The sequence below is a fragment of the Deltaproteobacteria bacterium GWC2_65_14 genome, from assembly GCA_001797615.1.
Taxonomy (GTDB): Bacteria; Desulfobacterota; Deferrimicrobia; order Deferrimicrobiales; family Deferrimicrobiaceae; genus GWC2-65-14.
Genome location: MGPV01000035.1, coordinates 1 through 19,424, shown reverse-complemented (window position 1 = coordinate 19,424; position 19,424 = coordinate 1). Strand labels below are relative to the sequence as shown.

Annotated in this window: 18 protein-coding genes; 8 read left to right on the top strand and 10 right to left on the bottom strand. The window is 66.5% G+C overall.

Annotation, left to right across the window (positions count from 1 at the left end):
- Nucleotides 1-184: 184 nt before the first annotated feature.
- From A2X88_06620 to A2X88_06580, 9 genes are all read right to left on the bottom strand, one after another.
- The gene (locus A2X88_06620) at nt 185-1,660 is read right to left on the bottom strand and encodes a hypothetical protein (protein OGP34220.1); all 1,476 of its coding nucleotides are present in this window, start codon (nt 1,658-1,660) and stop codon (nt 185-187) included.
- 78 nt (nt 1,661-1,738) lie between these two features.
- Nucleotides 1,739-3,046, bottom strand: coding sequence for a hypothetical protein (locus A2X88_06615; protein ID OGP34219.1), 1,308 nt, complete (start codon nt 3,044-3,046; stop codon nt 1,739-1,741).
- A complete protein-coding gene (locus A2X88_06610) occupies nt 3,043-3,492 on the bottom strand; it encodes a hypothetical protein (GenBank protein OGP34218.1) in 450 nt (149 codons plus the stop codon). Before A2X88_06610 ends, A2X88_06615 begins: the two co-directional genes overlap by 4 nt.
- A 12-nt stretch (nt 3,493-3,504) precedes the next feature.
- Nucleotides 3,505-4,104 carry a hypothetical protein gene (locus A2X88_06605; GenBank protein OGP34224.1) on the bottom strand — a complete coding sequence of 200 codons (600 nt, stop codon included), beginning with the start codon at nt 4,102-4,104 and terminating at the stop codon, nt 3,505-3,507.
- Between the two features lie 182 nt (nt 4,105-4,286).
- Entirely contained in the window at nt 4,287-4,736 is a 450-nt protein-coding gene (locus A2X88_06600; GenBank protein ID OGP34217.1) for a hypothetical protein, read from the bottom strand.
- A 29-nt stretch (nt 4,737-4,765) separates the two neighbouring features.
- Nucleotides 4,766-5,146 carry a hypothetical protein gene (locus A2X88_06595; GenBank protein ID OGP34216.1) on the bottom strand — a complete coding sequence of 127 codons (381 nt, stop codon included), beginning with the start codon at nt 5,144-5,146 and terminating at the stop codon, nt 4,766-4,768.
- A 31-nt stretch (nt 5,147-5,177) separates the two neighbouring features.
- Nucleotides 5,178-7,034 carry a bifunctional homocysteine S-methyltransferase/methylenetetrahydrofolate reductase gene (locus A2X88_06590; protein OGP34215.1) on the bottom strand — a complete coding sequence of 619 codons (1,857 nt, stop codon included), beginning with the start codon at nt 7,032-7,034 and terminating at the stop codon, nt 5,178-5,180.
- A gap of 3 nt (nt 7,035-7,037) precedes the next feature.
- Entirely contained in the window at nt 7,038-7,199 is a 162-nt protein-coding gene (locus tag A2X88_06585) for a rubredoxin (protein OGP34214.1), read from the bottom strand.
- Between the two features lie 32 nt (nt 7,200-7,231).
- Complete coding sequence (locus A2X88_06580) at nt 7,232-10,612, bottom strand: methionine synthase (GenBank protein ID OGP34223.1); 3,381 nt, start codon at nt 10,610-10,612, stop codon at nt 7,232-7,234.
- 289 nt (nt 10,613-10,901) lie between these two features.
- Between A2X88_06580 and A2X88_06575 the strand changes: the two genes are divergently transcribed.
- Entirely contained in the window at nt 10,902-12,239 is a 1,338-nt protein-coding gene (locus tag A2X88_06575; protein ID OGP34213.1) for a type I citrate synthase, read from the top strand.
- Between the two features lie 134 nt (nt 12,240-12,373).
- Here A2X88_06575 and A2X88_06570 read toward each other — a convergent pair whose 3' ends face one another.
- A complete protein-coding gene (locus tag A2X88_06570) occupies nt 12,374-12,772 on the bottom strand; it encodes a hypothetical protein (protein ID OGP34222.1) in 399 nt (132 codons plus the stop codon).
- A gap of 171 nt (nt 12,773-12,943) precedes the next feature.
- Here A2X88_06570 and A2X88_06565 point away from each other — a divergent pair, with 171 nt between their 5' ends.
- From A2X88_06565 to A2X88_06535, 7 genes are read left to right on the top strand one after another with little or no spacing between them, the layout of a single operon-like run.
- On the top strand, nt 12,944-13,627 hold the full coding sequence (locus A2X88_06565) for a protein TolQ (protein ID OGP34221.1): 684 nt from the start codon (nt 12,944-12,946) through the stop codon (nt 13,625-13,627).
- A 4-nt stretch (nt 13,628-13,631) separates the two neighbouring features.
- Nucleotides 13,632-14,048, top strand: a complete 417-nt coding sequence (locus A2X88_06560; protein ID OGP34212.1) for a protein TolR — start codon at nt 13,632-13,634, stop codon at nt 14,046-14,048.
- A gap of 10 nt (nt 14,049-14,058) precedes the next feature.
- On the top strand, nt 14,059-14,901 hold the full coding sequence (locus tag A2X88_06555; GenBank protein OGP34211.1) for a hypothetical protein: 843 nt from the start codon (nt 14,059-14,061) through the stop codon (nt 14,899-14,901).
- Nucleotides 14,898-16,202 carry a hypothetical protein gene (locus tag A2X88_06550; GenBank protein ID OGP34210.1) on the top strand — a complete coding sequence of 435 codons (1,305 nt, stop codon included), beginning with the start codon at nt 14,898-14,900 and terminating at the stop codon, nt 16,200-16,202. The genes A2X88_06555 and A2X88_06550 overlap by 4 nt, the downstream gene beginning before the upstream one ends.
- A gap of 57 nt (nt 16,203-16,259) precedes the next feature.
- Nucleotides 16,260-16,868: a peptidoglycan-associated lipoprotein gene (locus tag A2X88_06545; protein OGP34209.1), complete on the top strand. Its 609-nt coding sequence runs from the start codon at nt 16,260-16,262 to the stop codon at nt 16,866-16,868.
- A 6-nt stretch (nt 16,869-16,874) separates the two neighbouring features.
- Entirely contained in the window at nt 16,875-17,729 is an 855-nt protein-coding gene (locus A2X88_06540) for a tol-pal system protein YbgF (GenBank protein ID OGP34208.1), read from the top strand.
- A gap of 28 nt (nt 17,730-17,757) precedes the next feature.
- Nucleotides 17,758-19,077, top strand: a complete 1,320-nt coding sequence (locus A2X88_06535; GenBank protein OGP34207.1) for a phosphate starvation-inducible protein PhoH — start codon at nt 17,758-17,760, stop codon at nt 19,075-19,077.
- The last annotated feature ends 347 nt before the right edge of the window (nt 19,078-19,424 follow it).

Genomic DNA, 19,424 nt, shown 5'->3' with positions numbered 1-19,424 from the left:
CCGCGATGCGCCCCGTCCCGAGGGCGCCTGGGTCGGCTACGCCGCCTCGGAGGGGGGCTTCGCTCCGACCGCCCTCCGCCCCCGGCTCATTCTTTTTATCTCCGCTCACCCCCCCATCCTTCGGCTGGCTCCGCCCGCGAGCCAGGTGCCCATTTCGGTTACTGCAGCGTCGGCGCGGGGGGGGCTAGTTCTTTTCCCTGGCCGCCTTCCCGGTCAGCGCCGCGGCCGCCGTCTCGGCATCCGCCTTCGCCTTCTCGAGGACATCGACGGCGTAGTCCACGTTGTGGACCCCCTTCCCGTAGAGCACGAGCAGGTAGTTGTACTCGGCGTCCCGGGCCGCCTGGACCGCCTTCCGGAGCTCCTTGTTCGAGGAATCGGCCGTGCGCGCGAGCTCCCGCACCTTCTCGACGGCGGGCCGGGTCTTGTCGAGCGCTTTCTTCACCGTGTCCTGCCACTCCCCGAGGACCCCCTTGTAGTCCTCTCCGTGGCATCCCAGGCAGGCCGTCTCGGAGGCCTTGAAGGTCTGCCCGAGGAACGGCACCGTCGACTCCGCCATCTTCGGGACGAGGTGGCATCCCACGCAGTCCACGTTTGCGATAAACATGCCGCTCGGCCTGTTCGCCACGCCGCGGGCGCCGATCCCCATGTAGAGCTGCTTCTGGATGTTGTGCTTCTTCTCGTGGCAGATCGTGCAGTCGTACTGGAGCGGCTCGACGGAAGTCTTCACCGCGTGCTTGATCTCCTCGTGGCAGCGGGTGCACTCGATCTTGTGGTCGGTCACATGCGTTTTGTGCATGAAGTCGGTGTCGGCGTAGAAGGCGATCCGGCCCGGCTCGTTGTGGCACTGGAGGCAGCGGTCCTTCTTCGCCTCCCCGGCCCCCTGGATCGCCTCGAGGTGGCAGTTCTGGCAGGCCACGTGGCGGGTTCCCACGAACTCCTTGTGGTTGAAGGTCGCCCCCTCGAGCTGGATGTCCCCCTCCGGGGCGGAATGGCAGTTGCCGCAGCCGCCGATCGGGTTCTCCATCCGTCCGAGCTTCGTCCCCTTGAAGTGGCAGAGGAAGCAGGTGCTTTCGGTCACCTCCATGTGGTTCCCGACCACGATCTGGCTGTGGCAGCTGGTGCACCGGAGCTTCTTCCCCCGCTTCATGTCGCCCAGGTGCGGCTTGTGGTCGAACTTGATCCCCCGCTTGAAGGTGACCTGTCCCTGCAGGAGGCGGGTCTCGTGGCACCCTCCCCGCAGGCAGGAGGAGTCGTCGATCTCGGCGTACGGCTTGGAGCTGTAGGTCCGCGTGACGTACTTGACCACCTGGGTGAGCGCCTGGACCTTCAGGATCATCTTCTCCCGCACCTCCGGCGGGTAGTGGCAGTCGACGCACGGGACATGGTTGTGGCTGGAGGTCTTCCACGCCTGGTAGTAGGGCTTCATGATATGGCAGCTGGCGCAGAAGTAGGGGCTGGTGGAGAACTCGAACATCCCCACGGAGAAGATCAGGCCCAGGATGCCGAGGAACCCGAGAAACTTGAAGAAGCGGGGCTGCAGGTGGACCTGGTCCTGCTTCCCCTTCGGGAAATGCATCCCGATCTTTTCAAGGGCGCTTTCCGTGCGGGATCTCTCGTGTCCCTCCGGCGTGCCGGGGGGTTTTTCCTGCTCGTCCATCATGCCTGCCTTTCGTTCCCTGGAATGGCTGCGGGTTGCAAGACAACGGGGGACAATTCTATCCGCGCTCCCCCGGCCGGTTCAACCGCTTTTCTCCCCGCCGGCGGCCGGAGGGGGATTGTTCGGGAGGAGGGCGAGCCGGATCCCGAGGAGAACCGCGATCGTCAGCAGCATCCCCACCCCGTAGAGGGCGACCGATTTCCGCTGCCGGGCCTCCTCCCGGATCGCGTCCACCTCCCCCCGGGCCTTCCGGAGGTAGGCTTCCGCCTGGTGGATCAGGGGGAGGACCCGGTCGAGGGAAACGGCGTGGAACGCCGGCTCGATCTCGATCATCTTCGTCCGGGCGTTGTCCACATCCTCCTTCAGCCGGTCGACGTTCCGGCCGGCCCTGGAGGCCTCCTCCAGCTCCTTCCCGATCGCCGCCATCGTTTCCTCCAGCGGCTTCATCAGGTCCCGGAGAGTTCCGGCGAATTCCAAGGCGGCGCTTCCCGGCTCATGGCACGAGCCGCACTCCCCCGGTCCTGTGCCCGAAAGGACCTTGAGCGAGGGGTTCCGGTTGGAGTGGTTTCCATGGCAGGACACGCAGCGGGGCTCCCCCGCCTCCTGGATCGCCCGGAAATGGGGACCCTCCCGGAAGTAGCCCGCCACGACCCCGTGGCAGTTTCCGCAGACGTTGGCGATCTCCGCGACCCCGGGCGGCGTGGCGCCGTGGACCCCGTGACAGGTCGCGCAGTTCGGCGCGATGGAGGGGTTCTTCCCCGGGATCTTCCCGGCCAGGATCCGGCCGTGGACCCCGTTCCGGAAATCCTCGAGCTGGCTGACCGGGATCCCGTAGGGCTTCATCATCTCGCTGTCCGCGTGGCACTTGCCGCAGGTCGCGGGCACGTTGGAACGGAAGACCGGCGATTGCGGGTCGCTCTTCCTGCGGATGTCGTGCTTCCCGTGGCAGGAGGTGCAGACCGCCGTCCGGGGGTCGTTCTTTCCGTAGAGGAGCCTGCCGTGCACGCTGGTCTTGTACTCGGCGAACTGGTCGGTCGTCAGGTTGTACTGGCGCATCCGGGAGATGTCGGAATGGCAGCCGGCGCAGAACTGCGGGATCTCCCGGTGCTTCGGCTTTCCCCGGAACCCGTGCCGGGGAGACATCCCCTCCTCGCCGGGAAGCAGGGGATTTCCCCCGTGGCAGGTGACGCAGGTGACCCCCGCCTCCCGGTGCACGCTGGTGAGGTGCTCCTTGGCCGGGCTCCCTAGCCTTCCCCCGAGCCGGTCGTGGCAGGAGAAGCACTGGTTCACCCCCCCCTGGGCCGTCGCAGCGGCCGGATGCGACAGCCACAGCGCGGCCGGAAGCAGCGCAAGCGCGAGCCTTCCCGCGAACCGGAACCCCCGAGTCACGAAAAGAATCCCCAGACCGTCATGATCAGGAAGAGGAAGACCACGGCGATCCCCGCACGGATCGCCACCGGCCTGCGGGAGGGATGCCTCTCGGGATTGCGGTCCCAGAACGGCAGGAACCAGAGCACCATCGCCCCGAGACCCTGGGCGAGGACGCCGAACACCTTCGGCGCCCAGGGCCCGAGGAAGGCGAGCATCTCGGACACCTTCAGGAACTGGTATGCGCCGAGGAAGTACCAGGAGGGCTTCACATACTCGGGGGTGTCGAACGGATCCGCCTTGGGGATCGTCGGGGGCGGCGCGAGCGAGGAGAGCAGCACGAGCAGGGCGAGAACGACCGCCGCCTGGATCATCTGGCGGAGGAAGTGGTTCGGGAAGAACGGCTCGCTCCCGAACCGGAAGCGGGCTCCCGGCGTCTCCGGAGGGGACTTGTCGGATCGTTCCATCGGGTCCGGCTCCTATAGCGGATCGGCGATACCCTGCCGCCGGATCATCAGGAAATGAAGGACCAGGAACAGGAGCATGAGCGCCGGGAGGATCACGACGTGGAACGCAAAAGTTCGTGTGAGGGCGAGCTGGCCGACGACGTCCCCCCCCCGGACGAAATATTTCAGCGTGTCCCCGACGACGGGGATCGCCGACATGCTGTCCGTGCCGACCGTGGTGGCCCAGTAGGAGATCTGGTCCCACGGGAGAAGGTATCCCGAAAAGCCGAACGCCAGGGTGAAGAGCAGCAGCAGCATCCCGTTCACCCAGGTGATGTCGCGGGGGGGGTGATAGGCGGCCGTGAAGAAGACCCGCATCATGTGGAGGAACACCGTCGCGATCATCAGGTTCGCCCCCCACAGGTGCATTCCCCGGATCAGCCATCCGTAGGGAACCTGGTTCGTGATCTCGACGACGCTCCGGTAGGCCTCCGCCGTCGTCGGGCGGTAATACATCAGCAGGAGCAAACCGGTCACGACCAGGACCAGGTAGAGGATGAAGGCGATCCCGCCGAGGCAGGCCAGCAGGTTGTTCTCCAGCCGCGTCCGGTAGAAGCCGACCGGCTTGTCCATCTGCCGCTTCACCGCCTCGGGGAAGGGGAGGCGCTCGTCGAGCGCCCCGTAGAGGAAGCCCACCAGCGAGAAGAGGTTGAACATCTCCCGCAGTACGGTGCGCTTCTCGAACTCCTTCCGCTCCGCCGCCTCCGCGTCCCGCTTCGGCCCGTCCATCGCCTCCCGTTCTCCCGGCCGGTCCGTCATGATCCCACCACGATCTGCCCGCCCACGGTCCGGACCGTGTAGGAGGCCAGGGGGCGCGGCGCGACCCCTCTCCGCACGTTCCCGCTCATGTCGAAGATCGACTCGTGACAGGGGCAGTCGATCACTCCCTCCCCCTTGTATTTCACGAGACAGCCGAGGTGGGTGCAGACGGCCGAGAGGGCGACCACCCGGTTCTGCTCCCGGATCACCAGGACCGGCTCCCCCTCGATGGCGACGACCCGGGACTGCCCCACCAGCATCTCCTCGAGCGGAATCCCCACGTGGTCCCTCCCCCCGGGCTTGTTCCGGGGCGGCCAGAGGAACCGGAAGAGGGGATAGAGGAGCGAGGCGGAAAAGACCGCGGTCACCGCCCCCATCGCGACGGAGAGGAACCTCCGCCTGCCGGCGGGCGGATCGGAGGGGATGGGAATGGATGTTTCTTCCATGGGGCTCGTGTCCTTGCGCTGCGGAGGAATCAGTTTTCGATGAAGATGTCGTACTCTTCGTGGCTCATCAACCCCTCCAGTTCCTCGGGGTCGTGGATTTCCGCCTCGATGAGCCACCCTTTCCCGTACGGGTCGACGTTGATGAGCGAGGGATCTTCCAGGACGTTCTCGTTCACTGCCCGCACGGTTCCCGACACCGGGGAGAGCAGCTCGACGACGGTCTTCTGCGACTCCAGCTCCCCCACCGGATCTCCGGGCTCGACGACCTTCCCGGGCTCGATCAGGGTGACCGAGAGGATCTCGCCGAGCTGCTCCTCCGCATACTCGGAGAGGCCGATCCGGCCGGTCTCCCCCATCTCCAGGACCCAGAGATGATCCTCGGAAAATTTCAGTTCGGACTCTTCCGCCATAGGACATTTATAGGGACGGGTCGGACCGATGTCAACCGTCGCGGGGAATTTCCACCGCCGACTTTCCCAGCACGGCGAGGGCGGTCTCCACCTTGCCGAACGGGGCGCTTACCTGGAGCCCGCTCACGCGGGGCAGGATCCGCTCGATCGTCTCCCGGGCGATCTCGATCCCGGTCCGGTGGCCCTCCTCCCGGGTCCGGCAGCGCGCCATCCGGTCGAGGATCTCCCGCGGAACCACCACCCCGGGGACCTCGTTGTTCATGAACTCGGCGTTCTTGAAGCTGGCCAGCGGCCAGACCCCCGCGATCACCGGGATGCGGCGGGAGGCTCCTTCCACCCGGTCGAGGAAGCGGAAGAGCGCTTCCGCGTCGAACACCGGCTGGGTGATCGCGAACTCCGCCCCCGCGTCGATTTTTCGGTAGTACCGCTCGATCTCCCGCTCCATCTCCACCGCGCAGGGGTTGGCCCCCACGCCGATCAGCAGGCCCGTAGGGGGGGAGATCGGGTTTCCCCCGATGTCGTAGCCCCGGTTCAGGTTGGAGGCCACCCGGGTCAGGCCGATGGCGTCCACGTCGAACACGCCGGTCGCCTCCGGGTAGTCCCCCAGCTTCGGGGGGTCCCCCGTGATGATCAGGAAATTCGCCAGCCCTACCGCGTAGCCTCCCAGCAGGTCCGACTGCATTCCGATCAGGTTGCGGTCCCGGCAGCAGTAGTGGAGGATCGGCTCGATCCCGACCTCCCGCAGGATGGTCAGGGCGGAAATCATCGGGGAGACCCGGGCGCTGGCCCTGGGCCCGTCGGGCATGTTGATCGCGTCCACCCCAGCCTCGGCGCACCGGCGGACTTTCGCGAGCATGTCCGACATGTCGGAGGAACGGGGGGGGACGATCTCCACCGAAGTGACCTTCTCCCCGTCGCAGAGCTTGCGCGCCAGCCGGGATTTCTCCCGGGTGGGGACCTGCTCGACCCGGATCTCTTCCCGCGCCACGGGGCGGACCTCGATATGCCGCTTTACCCCGGACAGCGTCTTGATGGCCCGGGCGGCCATCCGGATGTGGGCCGGCGTGGTGCCGCAGCATCCCCCGACACCGCGCACCCCCAGTTCGATATATTTCTTCGCGTACTCGGTGAAGTACTCCGGACTGGTGAGGTAGATCATCCGTCCGCCCACGTCCCGGGGGAATCCGGCGTTCGGCATCACCACGACCGGCTTGGTGGTGGCGGAGAGGACGGAGGGAAGGGCGTCGAACACTCCGACGGGACCGGTCCCGCAGTTGATCCCCACGGCGTCCACGTCCGCATTCGCGGAAAGGGATTCCGCCATGCTCTCCGCGAGGGTTCCCAGGGCGGTCTCCCCCCGGTCGTTCACCATGAAGGAGGCCAGGACCGTCAGGCCGAACCGCCGGGCCGCGCGCGCCGCGAGGAGAAGCTCGGAGAGCCCGGTGAAGGTCTCCAGCACGACGAGATCCACCCCTTCGGCTGCCAGGGCACCGACCTGCTCGGCGAAGGACGCTTCCACCTCGTCGGCGTGCCCTTCCAGGAGGATCTGCCCCGTCCGGATGCAGGGGCCCACGGCCGCCGCGACGTAGGCGGAATCCCCGGCGACCTCACGGGCGATCCGGACCCCCTCCCGGTTGATCGCTTCCACCCTGTCCCCCAGCCCGTATCCCCGCAGGGCGATCCGGTTCGCGCCGAAGGTGTTCGTTTCGATCACCTCGGCCCCGGCCTCCAGGTATTCCTGGTGGATCTGGCGGACGATCTTGGGGTTCGACAGGCAGAGCTCGTCGAAGCAGGCGTTGAGGAACACTCCCCGTTCGTAGAGCATCGTCCCCATTGCCCCGTCGAAGATCAGGGGGGTCTCCCTCATCCGGTCCAGGATCGTCTGCATCGGTTACTCCATCGGGTCGAAGCTCGATTTGGTGACGTAGCAGATGGGGCAGATCCACCCGTCCGGGAGCGCTTCGAAGGGGGTGCCGGGCGGGATCCCGCCGTCGGGGTCCCCGGCGGCGGGATCGTACACGTAGCCGCAGTTCGTGCAGATGTATTTCCCCACCGATCCTCCCTCCGGCGACCCATTATATCCGGTCATACGGAGAAATATTTCGCCTGGGGGTGGTGCGCCACGATCGCCGAGGTGGTCTGCTCGGGGACCATCTCCATGCTCTCCGTCAGGGTCACCCCGATCTCCTCCGGGCGCAGCAGCGCGAAGACGTCCCTGTGGGCGGACAGGTCCGGGCAGGCGGGGTAGCCGAACCCGTACCGGGACCCCCGGTACTCCTGGACGATGTAGCCGTACCCCCCGGGATCCACCGGGTTTTCTCCGCCGATCCCCATCTCCCCCCGCATCCGCTCGTGCCAGTACTCGGCGAGGGCGTCGGTGAGCTCCACGCTCAGGGCGTGCAGCATCAGGTAGTCGTGGTACCGGTCGCCCTCGAACAGCTCCCGGGTCGCCTCCCCGACCCGCTCCCCGACCGTCGCCACGAAGAAGGCCGCGACGTCCCCCCCTTCCCGTTCCGTACGGAAATAGTCGGCGATGCACAGGTGGGGGGGGTCCGCCTGGCGGGGGAAGGGGAAGCGGTGCTCGCTCCCCTCGTCTCGGACCACGACGGCGTCCCCCTCCGAGTGGCAGCGGAAGTACCCGTAGGCCACTTTCGGGAGGATCAGCCGCTCTTCGATGCACCGCCGCTTCAGCCGCTCGTAGAGGGGGCGCACCGTCTGTTCGACCAGCTGCCGGTACTCTTCGGCGCTTATCTTTCCCCGTCGGTATCCCCACCGGCCCCGGAACAGCGCCTGCTCGTTCACATACGGGAAGAGGAGCGACGGGTCGATCTCCGGGATCCGGCGGGCCCCCAGGAACGGCGGATCGGGGACCGGGACATCCCGCGCGATCGTCGCCTCCTTCCGGCCCGGCACGACGGCCCGCTCCGCCGGCGGCGACCAGGTCGTGGATCGGAGGGTTCCCGCCTCGAGCTCCCGCATCGCCGCGAGACCGGCGAAGGCGTCGGCGCAGTAGACGACCGGCCCCCCGTACCCCGGGACGCACTCCTGGGCCACGAACTTGTCCGTGAGCGCGGCGCCTCCCAGGAGGATCGGGACGGAGAGGCCCGATTCGCGGTATTGCGGCAGACTTTCCTTCATCACGATCGCCGACTTGACCAGGAGCCCGCTCAGGCCGATCACATCCACCTTGTGCTCCCGGGCCTTCTCGAGGATCACCTCGGCGGGCACCTTGATCCCGAGGTTGACCACCCGGTACCCGTTGTTCGAGAAGATGATGTCCACCAGGTTTTTCCCGATGTCGTGCACATCCCCGGCCACGGTGGCCAGCAGCACCTTCCGGCCGCTCTCCCGGTCGCTCTTCTGCAGGTACGGCTCGAGGAAGTCCACGCTCTTCTTCATGACCTCGGCGGACTTGAGGACGAAGGGGAGCAGCATCTCCCCGCGTCCGAACAGCTCTCCCACGTGCCGCATCGCAGGGACGAGGATCTCGTTGATCACCGACACGGCGGGGCGCCGGGAGAGCAGGACCGGCAACAGGTCCTCGAGCCCCTCCTTGTCCCCGGAGACCACCTTGGCGGCCAGCCCCTGCTCGGCCGGCTCCCCCGTCCGCTTCACTCCCCCGTCCGCGGGCCTCTCTTCCTTCTCCCCGGCGAAATGGGCGAGGAACGACTCCAGGGGGGTCTTCCCCTCCTCCCGGGGGCGGTCGTAGATCAGGTCGAGGCAGACCTCGCGGTCCTCCCCGGGGACCTGCGCGAGCGGCAGGATCCGGGCCGGGTCGACGATGGCGGCGGTGAGCCCCGCCTCGACCGCCTCGTGAAGGAAGACCGAGTTCATCGCCTTCCGGGAGGGGGGGGAGAGCCCGAAGGAGATGTTGCTCACCCCGAGCAGCGTGAAGGAGCCCGGAAGCTCCGCCTTCGCGCGCCGGACCGCCTCGAGGGTCTGCGCCGCCGCGTCGCGCAGCCCGGACTCCCCGGAGCCGATCGTGAAGGTCAGCATGTCGAAGAAGAGGTCGGAGGGGCGAAGCCCGTGGTCGTTCACGGCCCGGTCGTAGATGGAGCGTGCCACCGCGATCTTCTCGTCCGCGGTCATCGCCATTCCCTCGGGGCCGATGGCGAGCGCCACGACCGCCGCGCCGTATTTCTTCGCCAGCCGGCAGACCCGGTCGAGGGTCTTTCCTCCGTCCTCCAGGTTCACGGAGTTCACGAGGCACCGGCCCGGGTGGGCCCGGAGGGCCGCCTCGACGCACTCGGGCGATGTGGAGTCGATCACGGTGGGGATCCGCATGGAGCCGGCGAAGAGGCGGGTCATGGAGGTGAGATCGGCCTTCTCGTCGCGCCCCACGAACGCGGTGCAAAGGTCCACGGCGTGGGCCCCTTCGTCCACCTGCTCGAGAGCGATCCGGAGGGCCCCCTCGAAGTCGTCCTCCAACAGCCGCTCCCGGAATCGGCGGGAGCCGTTCGCGTTCGCCCGCTCCCCCACGAGCATCGGGGGGATCTCCTGGACGACCTCCACGGACTGGTAGAGGCTGGAGAGGGAGGGGATCCACCGGGGCTCCCGGGGAGGCGGGCCCGCGGCGGGAAGCGTTTCCACCAGGCGGCGGATATGCTCCGGCGTGGTCCCGCAGCATCCCCCGACGATGCTCACCCCCTCCTCCACCACGAATTCCCGCATCTGGCGGGCGAACTCCTCCGGGGAGAGGGGATAGATCGTCTGCCCCCCCTCCACCTGCGGGATCCCGGCGTTCGGGATGACCGAGATCCTCCCCGGCCACCGGCGGCTCAGGAAGCGGACATGGGAACGCATACGCTCCGGCCCGGTCGCGCAGTTTACGCCCAGGGAGAAGACCGGGAACGGCTCGATCGCAGCCGCAGCCGCGGCCAGGTCGGTGCCCACCAGGAGCGTCCCGGTGTTCTCCACGGTCAGCGACACCAGGACGGGGATCTCGCGCCCCAGCCGTTCCAGCTCCTCGAAGCAGGTCACGAGGGCGATCTTCACCTGGAGGAGGTCCTGGCAGGTCTCGAACACGAGGAGGTCGACCCCCGCCTCCGCCAGGGCGCGGACCTGCCCGGCGTAGGCGGCCGCCAGCTCCTCGAATCCGATATGCCCCAGCGAGGGGAGCTTCGTCGTCGGCCCGATCGACCCGGCGATGTAGCCGCGCCCCCCCTGCGCGGCGATCGCATCCCGGGCGATCCGGACGGCCGCGCGGTTGATCTCCCCTGCGCGGTCGGCCAGGCCGTACTCCGCCAGGACGACGGCGTTCGCCCCGAAGGTGTTCGTCTCCAGGACGGTCGCGCCGGCGGAAAGGAACGACGTGTGGAGGGCGAAGATCGCCTCCGGCGCCGAGAGGTTGAGGACCTCGTTGCACCCCTCCTGCCCGGCCCACGCGGATTCCGGCAGATCCATCGCCTGGATGTTCGTGCCGCACGCGCCGTCGAAAATCAGGATCTTCTCGTCGGAAACCGCCACCGGAACCCCCCGGTCCTTCCGGATCTCCCGCCTCCGTGTGGGGGCGAGTAAGTGGCCCATACTACAAGGGGAATCTCCTCATGTCAAACAGGTCCCCTTTTGTCTTGACTTGGCGAAAGGTTTCCTGATATGAGTGTGGTGTACTTTGTATACGGTATACACTCTGCACGGTGGACTCCGAATCATCCCGGCCTTCCGGCGAACTCCCCGACTTCTGGCCGGAGCCGGTTCGCTGTAGGATAATGGTCTCCTCTTCAATGCACCATCCACTCGAAAGGGGGTAGGCGGCATGGCGAAAGTGGCGGAGAAGACGACACTGAAAGAGAAGCTTTTCGAAAAGATCCAGGCGCAGCGTCCCCGTACCACCAAGCTTGTCAAGGAGTTCGGAAAGGTCCTCATCGACCAGGTCACCATCGAGCAGTGCATCGGGGGCGCGCGGGACGTCCGCACCCTCGTGACCGACATCTCCTACCTGGATCCCCAGGAGGGAATCCGGTTCCGCGGGAAGACGATCCCAGAGACCTTCGCCGCGATGCCCAAGGTCCCGGGCTCCGAGTACCCCTACGTCGAGGGGTTCTTCTATTTCCTGATGACCGGCGATGTCCCGACGATGGAGCAGACCCTGGAGGTCGTGGAGGACTTCAAGGCCCGCTCCCGGGTCCCCCAGTACGTGTTCGACGTCCTGCGCGCCATGCCCCGCGACACCCATCCGATGACGATGTTTTCCGCAGCCATCCTTTCGATGCAGCGGGATTCCCTTTTCGTGAAGCGGTACAACGAGGGGATGAAGAAGACCGAATACTGGGACCCGATGTACGAGGATGCCTGCAACCTGATGGCGAAACTCCCGACGATCGGCGCCTACATCTACCGGATGAAGTACAAGGGCGACGTCCCCATCGCCCCGGACCCGAAACTCGACCTGGGCGGCAACTTCGCCCACATGATGGGGGTCGGCAAGCCCTACGATGACGTGGCCCGGATGTACTTCATCCTCCACTCCGACCACGAGTCGGGCAACGTGTCGGCGCATACCGCCCACCTCGTGGCTTCGTCCCTGTCCGACTGCTTCTACGCCTATTCCGCCGCCATCAACGGTCTCGCCGGGCCTCTCCACGGGCTGGCGAACCAGGAAGTGCTCGGATGGTGCCAGGGCGTGTTCCAGAAGCTGGGGGGCAAGCTCCCCACCGAGGAGGAGCTCAAGAAGTTCCTATGGGACACCCTGAACAGCGGGCAGGTCATCCCCGGGTACGGCCACGCGGTGCTGCGCAAGACCGACCCGCGGTATATCTCGCAGATGGAGTTCTGCCTGAAGCACCTGCCGGACTACCCCCTGTTCAGGCTGGTCAACATGATCTACAAGGTGGCCCCGGGCGTCCTCATGGAGCACGGCAAGGCGAAGAACCCGTGGCCGAACGTCGACGCGCAGTCCGGCGTCATCCAGTGGTACTACGGCGTTGTCGAATACGACTTCTACACCGTTCTCTTCGGCATCGGCCGGGCCCTGGGCGTGCTCTGCAACCTCACCTGGGACCGCGGGCTGGGCTACGCGATCGAGCGGCCGAAGTCGGTCACCACGGAGATGCTGGAGAAGTGGGCGGCCGAAGGAGGCCGGAAGCTTTCCTAGACCGATCTCCGGGGAGATTCCCTGTTGCCGGGGGCGGGAGGTCCGCCCCCGGCTTTTTTTTAATCTGGACATGCGACGGGATCTTCCGGAAACTTCCCGGAAGCGGGATGGAACCTGTTCGGGACGAGGGGTGTCTAGTTCTGGGGGCCGGGCTGCGGCGCGCAGCCGGCGCAGGAACCGATGACGAGCAGATCCACGAAGTCGACCGTGGAGACACGCTCTTGATCCCAGTCCGACGCCCCCAGGGATGGGGGAAGGGGAAGGTCGGTCATCCCATTGCATTGCCTGCAGTGAAAATGGGCGTGGGGGTGGCTGTTGCAGTCGAACCGGGACGATGACTCGTTGTGCGGACGGATCTCCCGGGCGAGGCCCTGGCCCCGGAGGAAATTCAGGTTCCGGTACACCGTCCCCAGGCTGATGTTGGGCAAGGTCTTGCGCGCCTCATGGTAGATCCCTTCGGCGGTGGGGTGGGCCTTGGTCTGCCGCAGGATATCGAGGATGACGGCCCGCTGCCGGGTGTTCCGGGATTTTATTGCCGGGGGCTCCATTTCACTGCGTATCCTATTTTTAAACCGGAATAAATGTCAAGAAGATTGAACGTCCTATAGGATTAGGATATATAAGAGGGAAATCATTCACGGGAGGTACCCTTCCTGATGGCTGTTCCGGGGTTCCCGATCCCCGTGGTCTCCGCGGCCGCGGGCCTGTTCGACACACGCGTGTTTCAGCATGTCCTCCTCGCGGGACCCATCGTCAAGTTCGTCCTGCTCCTGCTGATCCTGTTTTCCGTCGTTTCCTGGGCGATCATCTTCCTGAAATACCGCCTCTTCAAGGGGATCGACCGGGGGCAGGGGGAGTTCGTCAAGGCCTTTGCGGAGGGGAAGAACCTGGCGTCCCTCTTCGACCTGTCGGAAAAATCGGAAAAAACCCCGATATCCCAGGTCTTCCGGGCCGGCTACCTGGAACTGATGAGGATCCAGCGGGGCCGGGGGGCGGGGGCGCCCGTGGTCTCCGGAGCGATCCCCCTGGACAACGTGGAACGGGCGATGCGAAAGTCGGCGAACGAGGAGATTGCGCTGATGGAGACCTACCTTCCCTTCCTGGCCACCACGGGGAGCGCCACTCCGTTCATCGGGCTCTTCGGTACCGTGTGGGGGATCATGAACGCCTTCTCCGGGATCGCCACCACGGGGAGCGCTACCCTGGCGACGGTCGCGCCGGGAATCGCGGAGGCGCTGATCGCCACCGCGGCCGGGCTGGCCGCGGCGATCCCGTCGGTCATAGCCTACAACTATTTCGTGAACCGGGTCCGAACGGTCGCCACGAGGATCGACAGCTTCTCCATCGAGTTCGTCAACTTCCTCGAGCGCAACGTCGACAAGGTGTGAGCCGATGGCCTTCTCGAACGGAAACGGGGGGGGGCGGAGGATGATGGCGGAGATCAACGTCACTCCGCTGGTCGACGTCATGCTCGTGCTCCTCATCATCTTCATGGTCACCGCGCCGATGCTGACGCAGGGGGTGGATGTGAATCTCCCCCAGGCGAACGCCAAGGCGCTGAAGGCGGAGGAGGAGCGCCTCGTCATCACCGTGGACGCGAACAGCCGGATCTTCATCGGGGAGCAGCCGGTGGAATTCAACCGGATGAGCAGGGCTCTCAAGGCCATCGTGGAGCGCCGGCAGGACCGGCAGGTATTCTTCCGGGCGGACAGGGCCGTCCCGTACGGGTTCGTGGTGAAGGTCATCGCGGAGGTGCGGAACGCCGGCATCGAGAAGCTCGGGATGGTCACGGAGCCTCTGGAGCGGTAGGGGAGACGGGATGTCCTCCCTGGCCGTGGACCCGATGGACCGGTTGATGCAGAGGATGCTCGTCCTTTCCGCCGGGCTTCACCTGCTCGGCCTGCTGTTCGGCGTGGCCTGGGCGGCCTGGGTTTACGCCCCCGCGAGGTTCATCCCGGTCGCGGTGGTCGACCTCGTGGGCGGCGCCGACTTCGCCGCCCCGAAACCTTCCCCGCCGCTGGCGTCCGCGAAAGAGCATTCCGCTCCGGCTCCCGCGGCGAAGGCGGAACCATCGCGAAAAAGTACGCCGGCGAAGGTCCCTTCGCGGGAGGCTCCGGACACCGGGTCGCTGTCCGAGCGGATCCGGAAGATGCGGGAGGAGCAGAGCTCCTCCGACCGGGTGCGGGAGGCGGTGGGGACGCTCCGGAAGGAGAAGGCGGCCCGGAGCGCGGTCCGGCAGATCGGCGAGCGGGTGGCCCACCGCGTGGACTTGTCCGGGCTGCGTCCCGCTCCACGGGCGAAGACCCCGGCCGGGACGGGGGCCGTCATCGGAGGGGCGGCCGGAACGAGCCGGGTCCCTCCCGAGACGCTGGCTTACTTCCGGGAGCTCGACGAGAGGATCCGGTCGAACTGGACGGTTCCCGAGCTGGCCCCGTCGGATTCCCGGAACCTGATCGTGCAGATCCGCATCACTATCGAACAGGACGGAAAGGTGTCGAACGTGCGCATGGAGAAGACATCCGCCAACAGCTATTTCGACGATTCGGTGCTGCGCGCCATCCACAAGGCGAGCCCCCTGCCCGTTCCCCCGGAACAGCTGCGAGGGACCGAGGATCACTACGAGATCGGGTTCCGGTTCTTCGGGGGAGGGGAGACCTCGTGAGGAAGTTCGCCGCCGCCCTGCTGTTCGCGCTCCCCGTCCTGCTCACTCCGGCCCTCTCCCGGGCGATCCTCTACATCGACATCAACGCACCCGGCGGCAAGCGGATGCCGGTCGCACTCCCGGACCTCTTCCGGGAAGGCGGCGACCCCTCCCTCGCCCGCGAGATCCCCGAGACCATCGCGAACGACCTGATCATGACGGGGCTCTTCGACGTGATCCACCGGGATGCCTACCTGGAGCGGATCGGGCCCTCCCACTTCGGAGGGAAGTCGATCTCCTTCCCCGACTGGAAGCTGATCGGTGCGGAGGCGGTGGTGATCGGGAAGGCGGAGGTCCGCGGGGAGCAGATCACCGTCGAGATGCGCCTCTACGACTCCACGCTGGGAAACCTGATGGCGGGCAGGAGGTACACCGGACCCCGGGACCGGTACCGCAAGATCGCCCACAAGTTCGCGAACGAGGTGCTCTACGCCTTCACCGGGGTCCGCGGGATCTTCGATACGGAGATCGCCTTCTCCGCGAGGCCGCTGGGCGGACGCGGAAAGGAGATCTATATCGTCGGGCTCGACGGGAAGGAGCACAGGAAGGTCACGGACAACCGGAGCTTCAACCTCTTCCCCCGGTGGTCGCCCGACGGAGGGCGGATCGCGTTCACCTCCTTCCGGACCGGGGTGCCCCAGATCCATCTGCTGGACCTGTCGCAGGGCACCGACCGCGTCCTGATCCGCTACGGGAACTCCAAGTCGCCGGGCTCCTTCTCCCCGGACGGCAAGCACCTGTTCGCCACGCTGAGCCTGGAGGGGAACTCCGACATCTACCGGGTGCCGCTGGCGGGGGGAGACCCGGAGAAGGTGGCGGAGGGATGGGGAATCGAGGTGTCCCCGACCGTCGCCCCCGACGGCGGGCGAATCGCCTTCGTGTCGGACCGGACCGGATCTCCGCAGGTGTATGTGAAGGAGATCGGCTCCTCCTCCGAGCTTCGGGTCTCCCGCGCAGGGTCCTATTCGACCTCCCCCTCCTGGGCTCCCGCCGGGGACAGGATCGCCTTCACCTCGCTGTCGGAGGGGAAGTACTCGATCTACACCGTCCGGCCGGACGGGACCGACCAGCGCGAGGTCGTTTCGGGGAACGGCGACTGCATCGACCCCTCCTTTTCCCCGGACGGGAGGTACCTGGTTTACACCTTCCGGAAAAAGGGCTATTCTGAGTTGAAAATCATCTCCGTGACGGGCCGGGGGGAGAGGGGCCTGTTCAACGGTCTTCCCGATGTAGGGTCTCCCGCGTGGTCTCCGGGCCGGTAGCCGCCGCGGGAATCTCATGGAAGCTGCAGGATTCAATAACGTTCCAAGGAGGAGCAGATGAGAGATAGGAGGGGAGTTCGCTGGTCGGTCATCGGGCTTGCCTTGATGCTGTCGGTTTCCGTCGGATGCGCGAAGAAGGAGGTCGTGAAGTCGACCGATGCCGGAGGCGCCGCGCCTTCCCAGGAGCTTTCCTCCGGGCTGAAGGAGAGCGGGATCGTCACCGAGAAGGTGCAGCCCGAGGCGCGCATGGCGGAGAAGGAGGCGGAGACGAGATCGGCGATGGCCGCGCGGCAGGCCGAGGCGGCGGCCGGGGCGGCCGCCACCATGGAACAGCCTTCCCGCTTCGGGGACATCCACTTCGACTACGACAAGGCCTTCATCCGGGAGGATGCCAAGCCGGTGCTGGCGACGGTCGCCGCCTACCTGAAGGGGAATCCGTCCGCTTCCGTCCTGGTCGAGGGGCATTGCGACGAGCGGGGGACCGCCGAATACAACCTCGCCCTCGGGGAACGGCGCGCGGAGGCCACGCGGAAGTATATCGTGTCGCTGGGGGTCAAGGCCGGGGCGCTCTCCACCGTCAGCTTCGGGAAGGAGAAGCCGGTCGACCCGGGGCACACCGAGGCGGCGTGGGCGAAGAACCGCCGCGCCCACTTCGCGGTGAGATAGGGATCGATGCGGGTGGGGGCGTTCGCGCGGCTGGCGGGGCTCGCGGCGATTTGCGCGGTGGCCGGGGGATGCGCCGTGGCGGACACCGGGGCCTTCGTCCGCCTGCAGGAGGACATGGAGGTGCTCAAGAAGCAGATGGCCTCCGCGCGCGGCGCCGCGCCGGCTCCCCCGGCGCTGCCGGGGGCCGGCGGCGGGGGCGAGGAGAACTCCTCCCTCCGGAGAAGCCTGGCGGATTTCGCGGCGGACAACGACCGGGTCAAGGCGGACCTTCTCGCCCTCTCCTCCCGGACCGACGAGTCGAAGATCGAGCTGCAGAAGGAGATGAGCCGCCTGAGAGGGGTCGTCTCCGAACAGGGACAATCCGTTACGGAACTGAAGGGAAAGGGAGCGGAGGTCGAACGCCGGCTCTCCGCCCTCGAGGAGAAAACGGAAAAGCTCGCCGCGGTGAAGCCGGCCGCGCCCCCGGAGCCTTCCCCCCAGGAGCTCTCCACCCCGGAGGAGATGTACGACTACGCCCTCGGGCTGATCAAGCGGGGAGAGACGAGGAAGGCGCGCGAGGTCCTGAACGCCTTCGCGGGGAAATACCCGGGCCACAGGCTGATGCAGAACGTCTACTACTGGAAGGGGGAGACCTTCTACTCCGAGAAGGACTACGAGAGCGCCATCCTCTCCTTCCAGGACGTCGTCGACAGGTATCCCGGCGGGGACAAGGCGCCCGACGCGATGCTCAAGCAGGGACTTGCGTTCCAGTCGCTGAACGACCGGAAGAACGCGAAGATCGTCTACGAGCTGCTCCAGACCAAGCATCCCCGGTCCCAGGCGGCCGGGAAGGCCCGGGAAAAGCTTCTCGAGCTCAAGTGAAGAGGACCCGATCGACCCCGGAGGCCGGATGATCAAAAATTTCGTGCTGGACACGAACGTCCTGCTGCACGATCCCAACGCCCTGTTCAAATTTCAAGACAACCGGATCATCGTTCCCATCACCGTCATCGAGGAGCTCGACCGCTTCAAGAAGGACCTGAACATGCTCGGGCGCAACGCCCGGACGGCATCGAAATTCATCGACCGGAAGCGGAAGGAGGGAAGTCTCGCGGACGGCGTCCCCCTCGGGCAGGGAGGGCTGCTCCGGGTGGCCTTCGACGGCGAGGGGGCGGCTCTGCTGCCGGCGGAGCTCCTCGGGAACCGGGAGGACAACCAGATCCTCGCCGTGGCGCTCGGGGTCCGGATGCGGGAGAAGGAGATCCCGGTGGTCCTGGTGTCCAAGGACACCAACCTCCGGATCAAGGCGGACGCCCTCGGCCTCCGGGCGGAGGACTACGAGAGCGACCGGGTGGAGATCGAGGAGCTCTACCAGGGATACCGCGAGGTCGTGGTCGAGAAGAGCTGGATCGATTCCTTCTACTCCGCCGGGGAAAGCGCTCCGCCGCCGGACGTCGAGGAGCTGTTCCCCAACGAGTATCTCATCCTGCGGAACTCCGTGACGAACGCCTCCGCGCTGGCGCGGTACGATGCCTCCCGGAAGAAGGTCCGCGGGCTCCCCTCGTTCAAGGAGGATGTCTGGGGGATCCGGCCGCGGAACAAGGAGCAGCACTTCGCCCTCGACATCCTGCTCGACGACTCCGTGAAGCTGGTGACCCTTGCCGGGAAGGCGGGGACGGGGAAAACGCTGTTGGCGATCGCGGCGGGACTGCGCAAGACCTCCGACGAGGAGGTCTACCAGAGGATGCTCGTGTCGCGGCCCGTCTTCCCCATGGGGAAGGACATCGGGTTCCTGCCGGGGGACATCGAGGAGAAGCTCAAGCCCTGGATGCAGCCGATCTTCGACAACGTCGAGTATCTCTTCGGGTACAGCCGCCGGAAGCGCCAGGGGATGCGGGGGTACCAGGAGCTGATCAACCTCGGGATCCTCGAGATCGAGCCGCTCACCTACATCCGCGGCCGCTCGATCCCGAACCAGTACATCATCATCGACGAGGCGCAGAACCTCTCGCCCCACGAGGTGAAGACGATCCTCACCCGGGCCGGGGAGAACAGCAAGGTCGTGCTCACCGGCGATCCCTACCAGATCGACAACCCCTTCGTCGATTCCGCAAGCAACGGGCTCTCCAGCATCGTCGAGAGGTTCAAGGGGGAGGCGATCGCGGGGCACGTCATGCTCGTCAAGGGGGAGCGCTCGCCGCTCGCCGAGCTGGCCGCGAACATCCTCTGAGCCGCCTCCACGCGGGCGCGTGCGACCGAAGAACCGGGACGTTCCTAAGAAGTTGCTTCGGTCCATACCCGGTGCCTCGTCATGAGGGCGCAACGGCATGGCTCCGCCGCCTCGGAGGGGGGCTTCGCTTCGCCCGCCCTCCGCCCCCGGTTCATTCTTTTTATCTCCGCTCATCCCCCCTCCTGCGGCTGGCTCCTCCCATGATGCGCCCCGTCGTGAGGGCGCCCGGGACCGGCTTCGCCGCCTCGGAGGGGGGCTTCGCTCCGAGTGCCCTCCGCTCTCGGAGAATCTTTTTATCTCCGCTCATCCCCCCATCCTTCGGCTGGCTCCGTCCATGATGCGCCCCG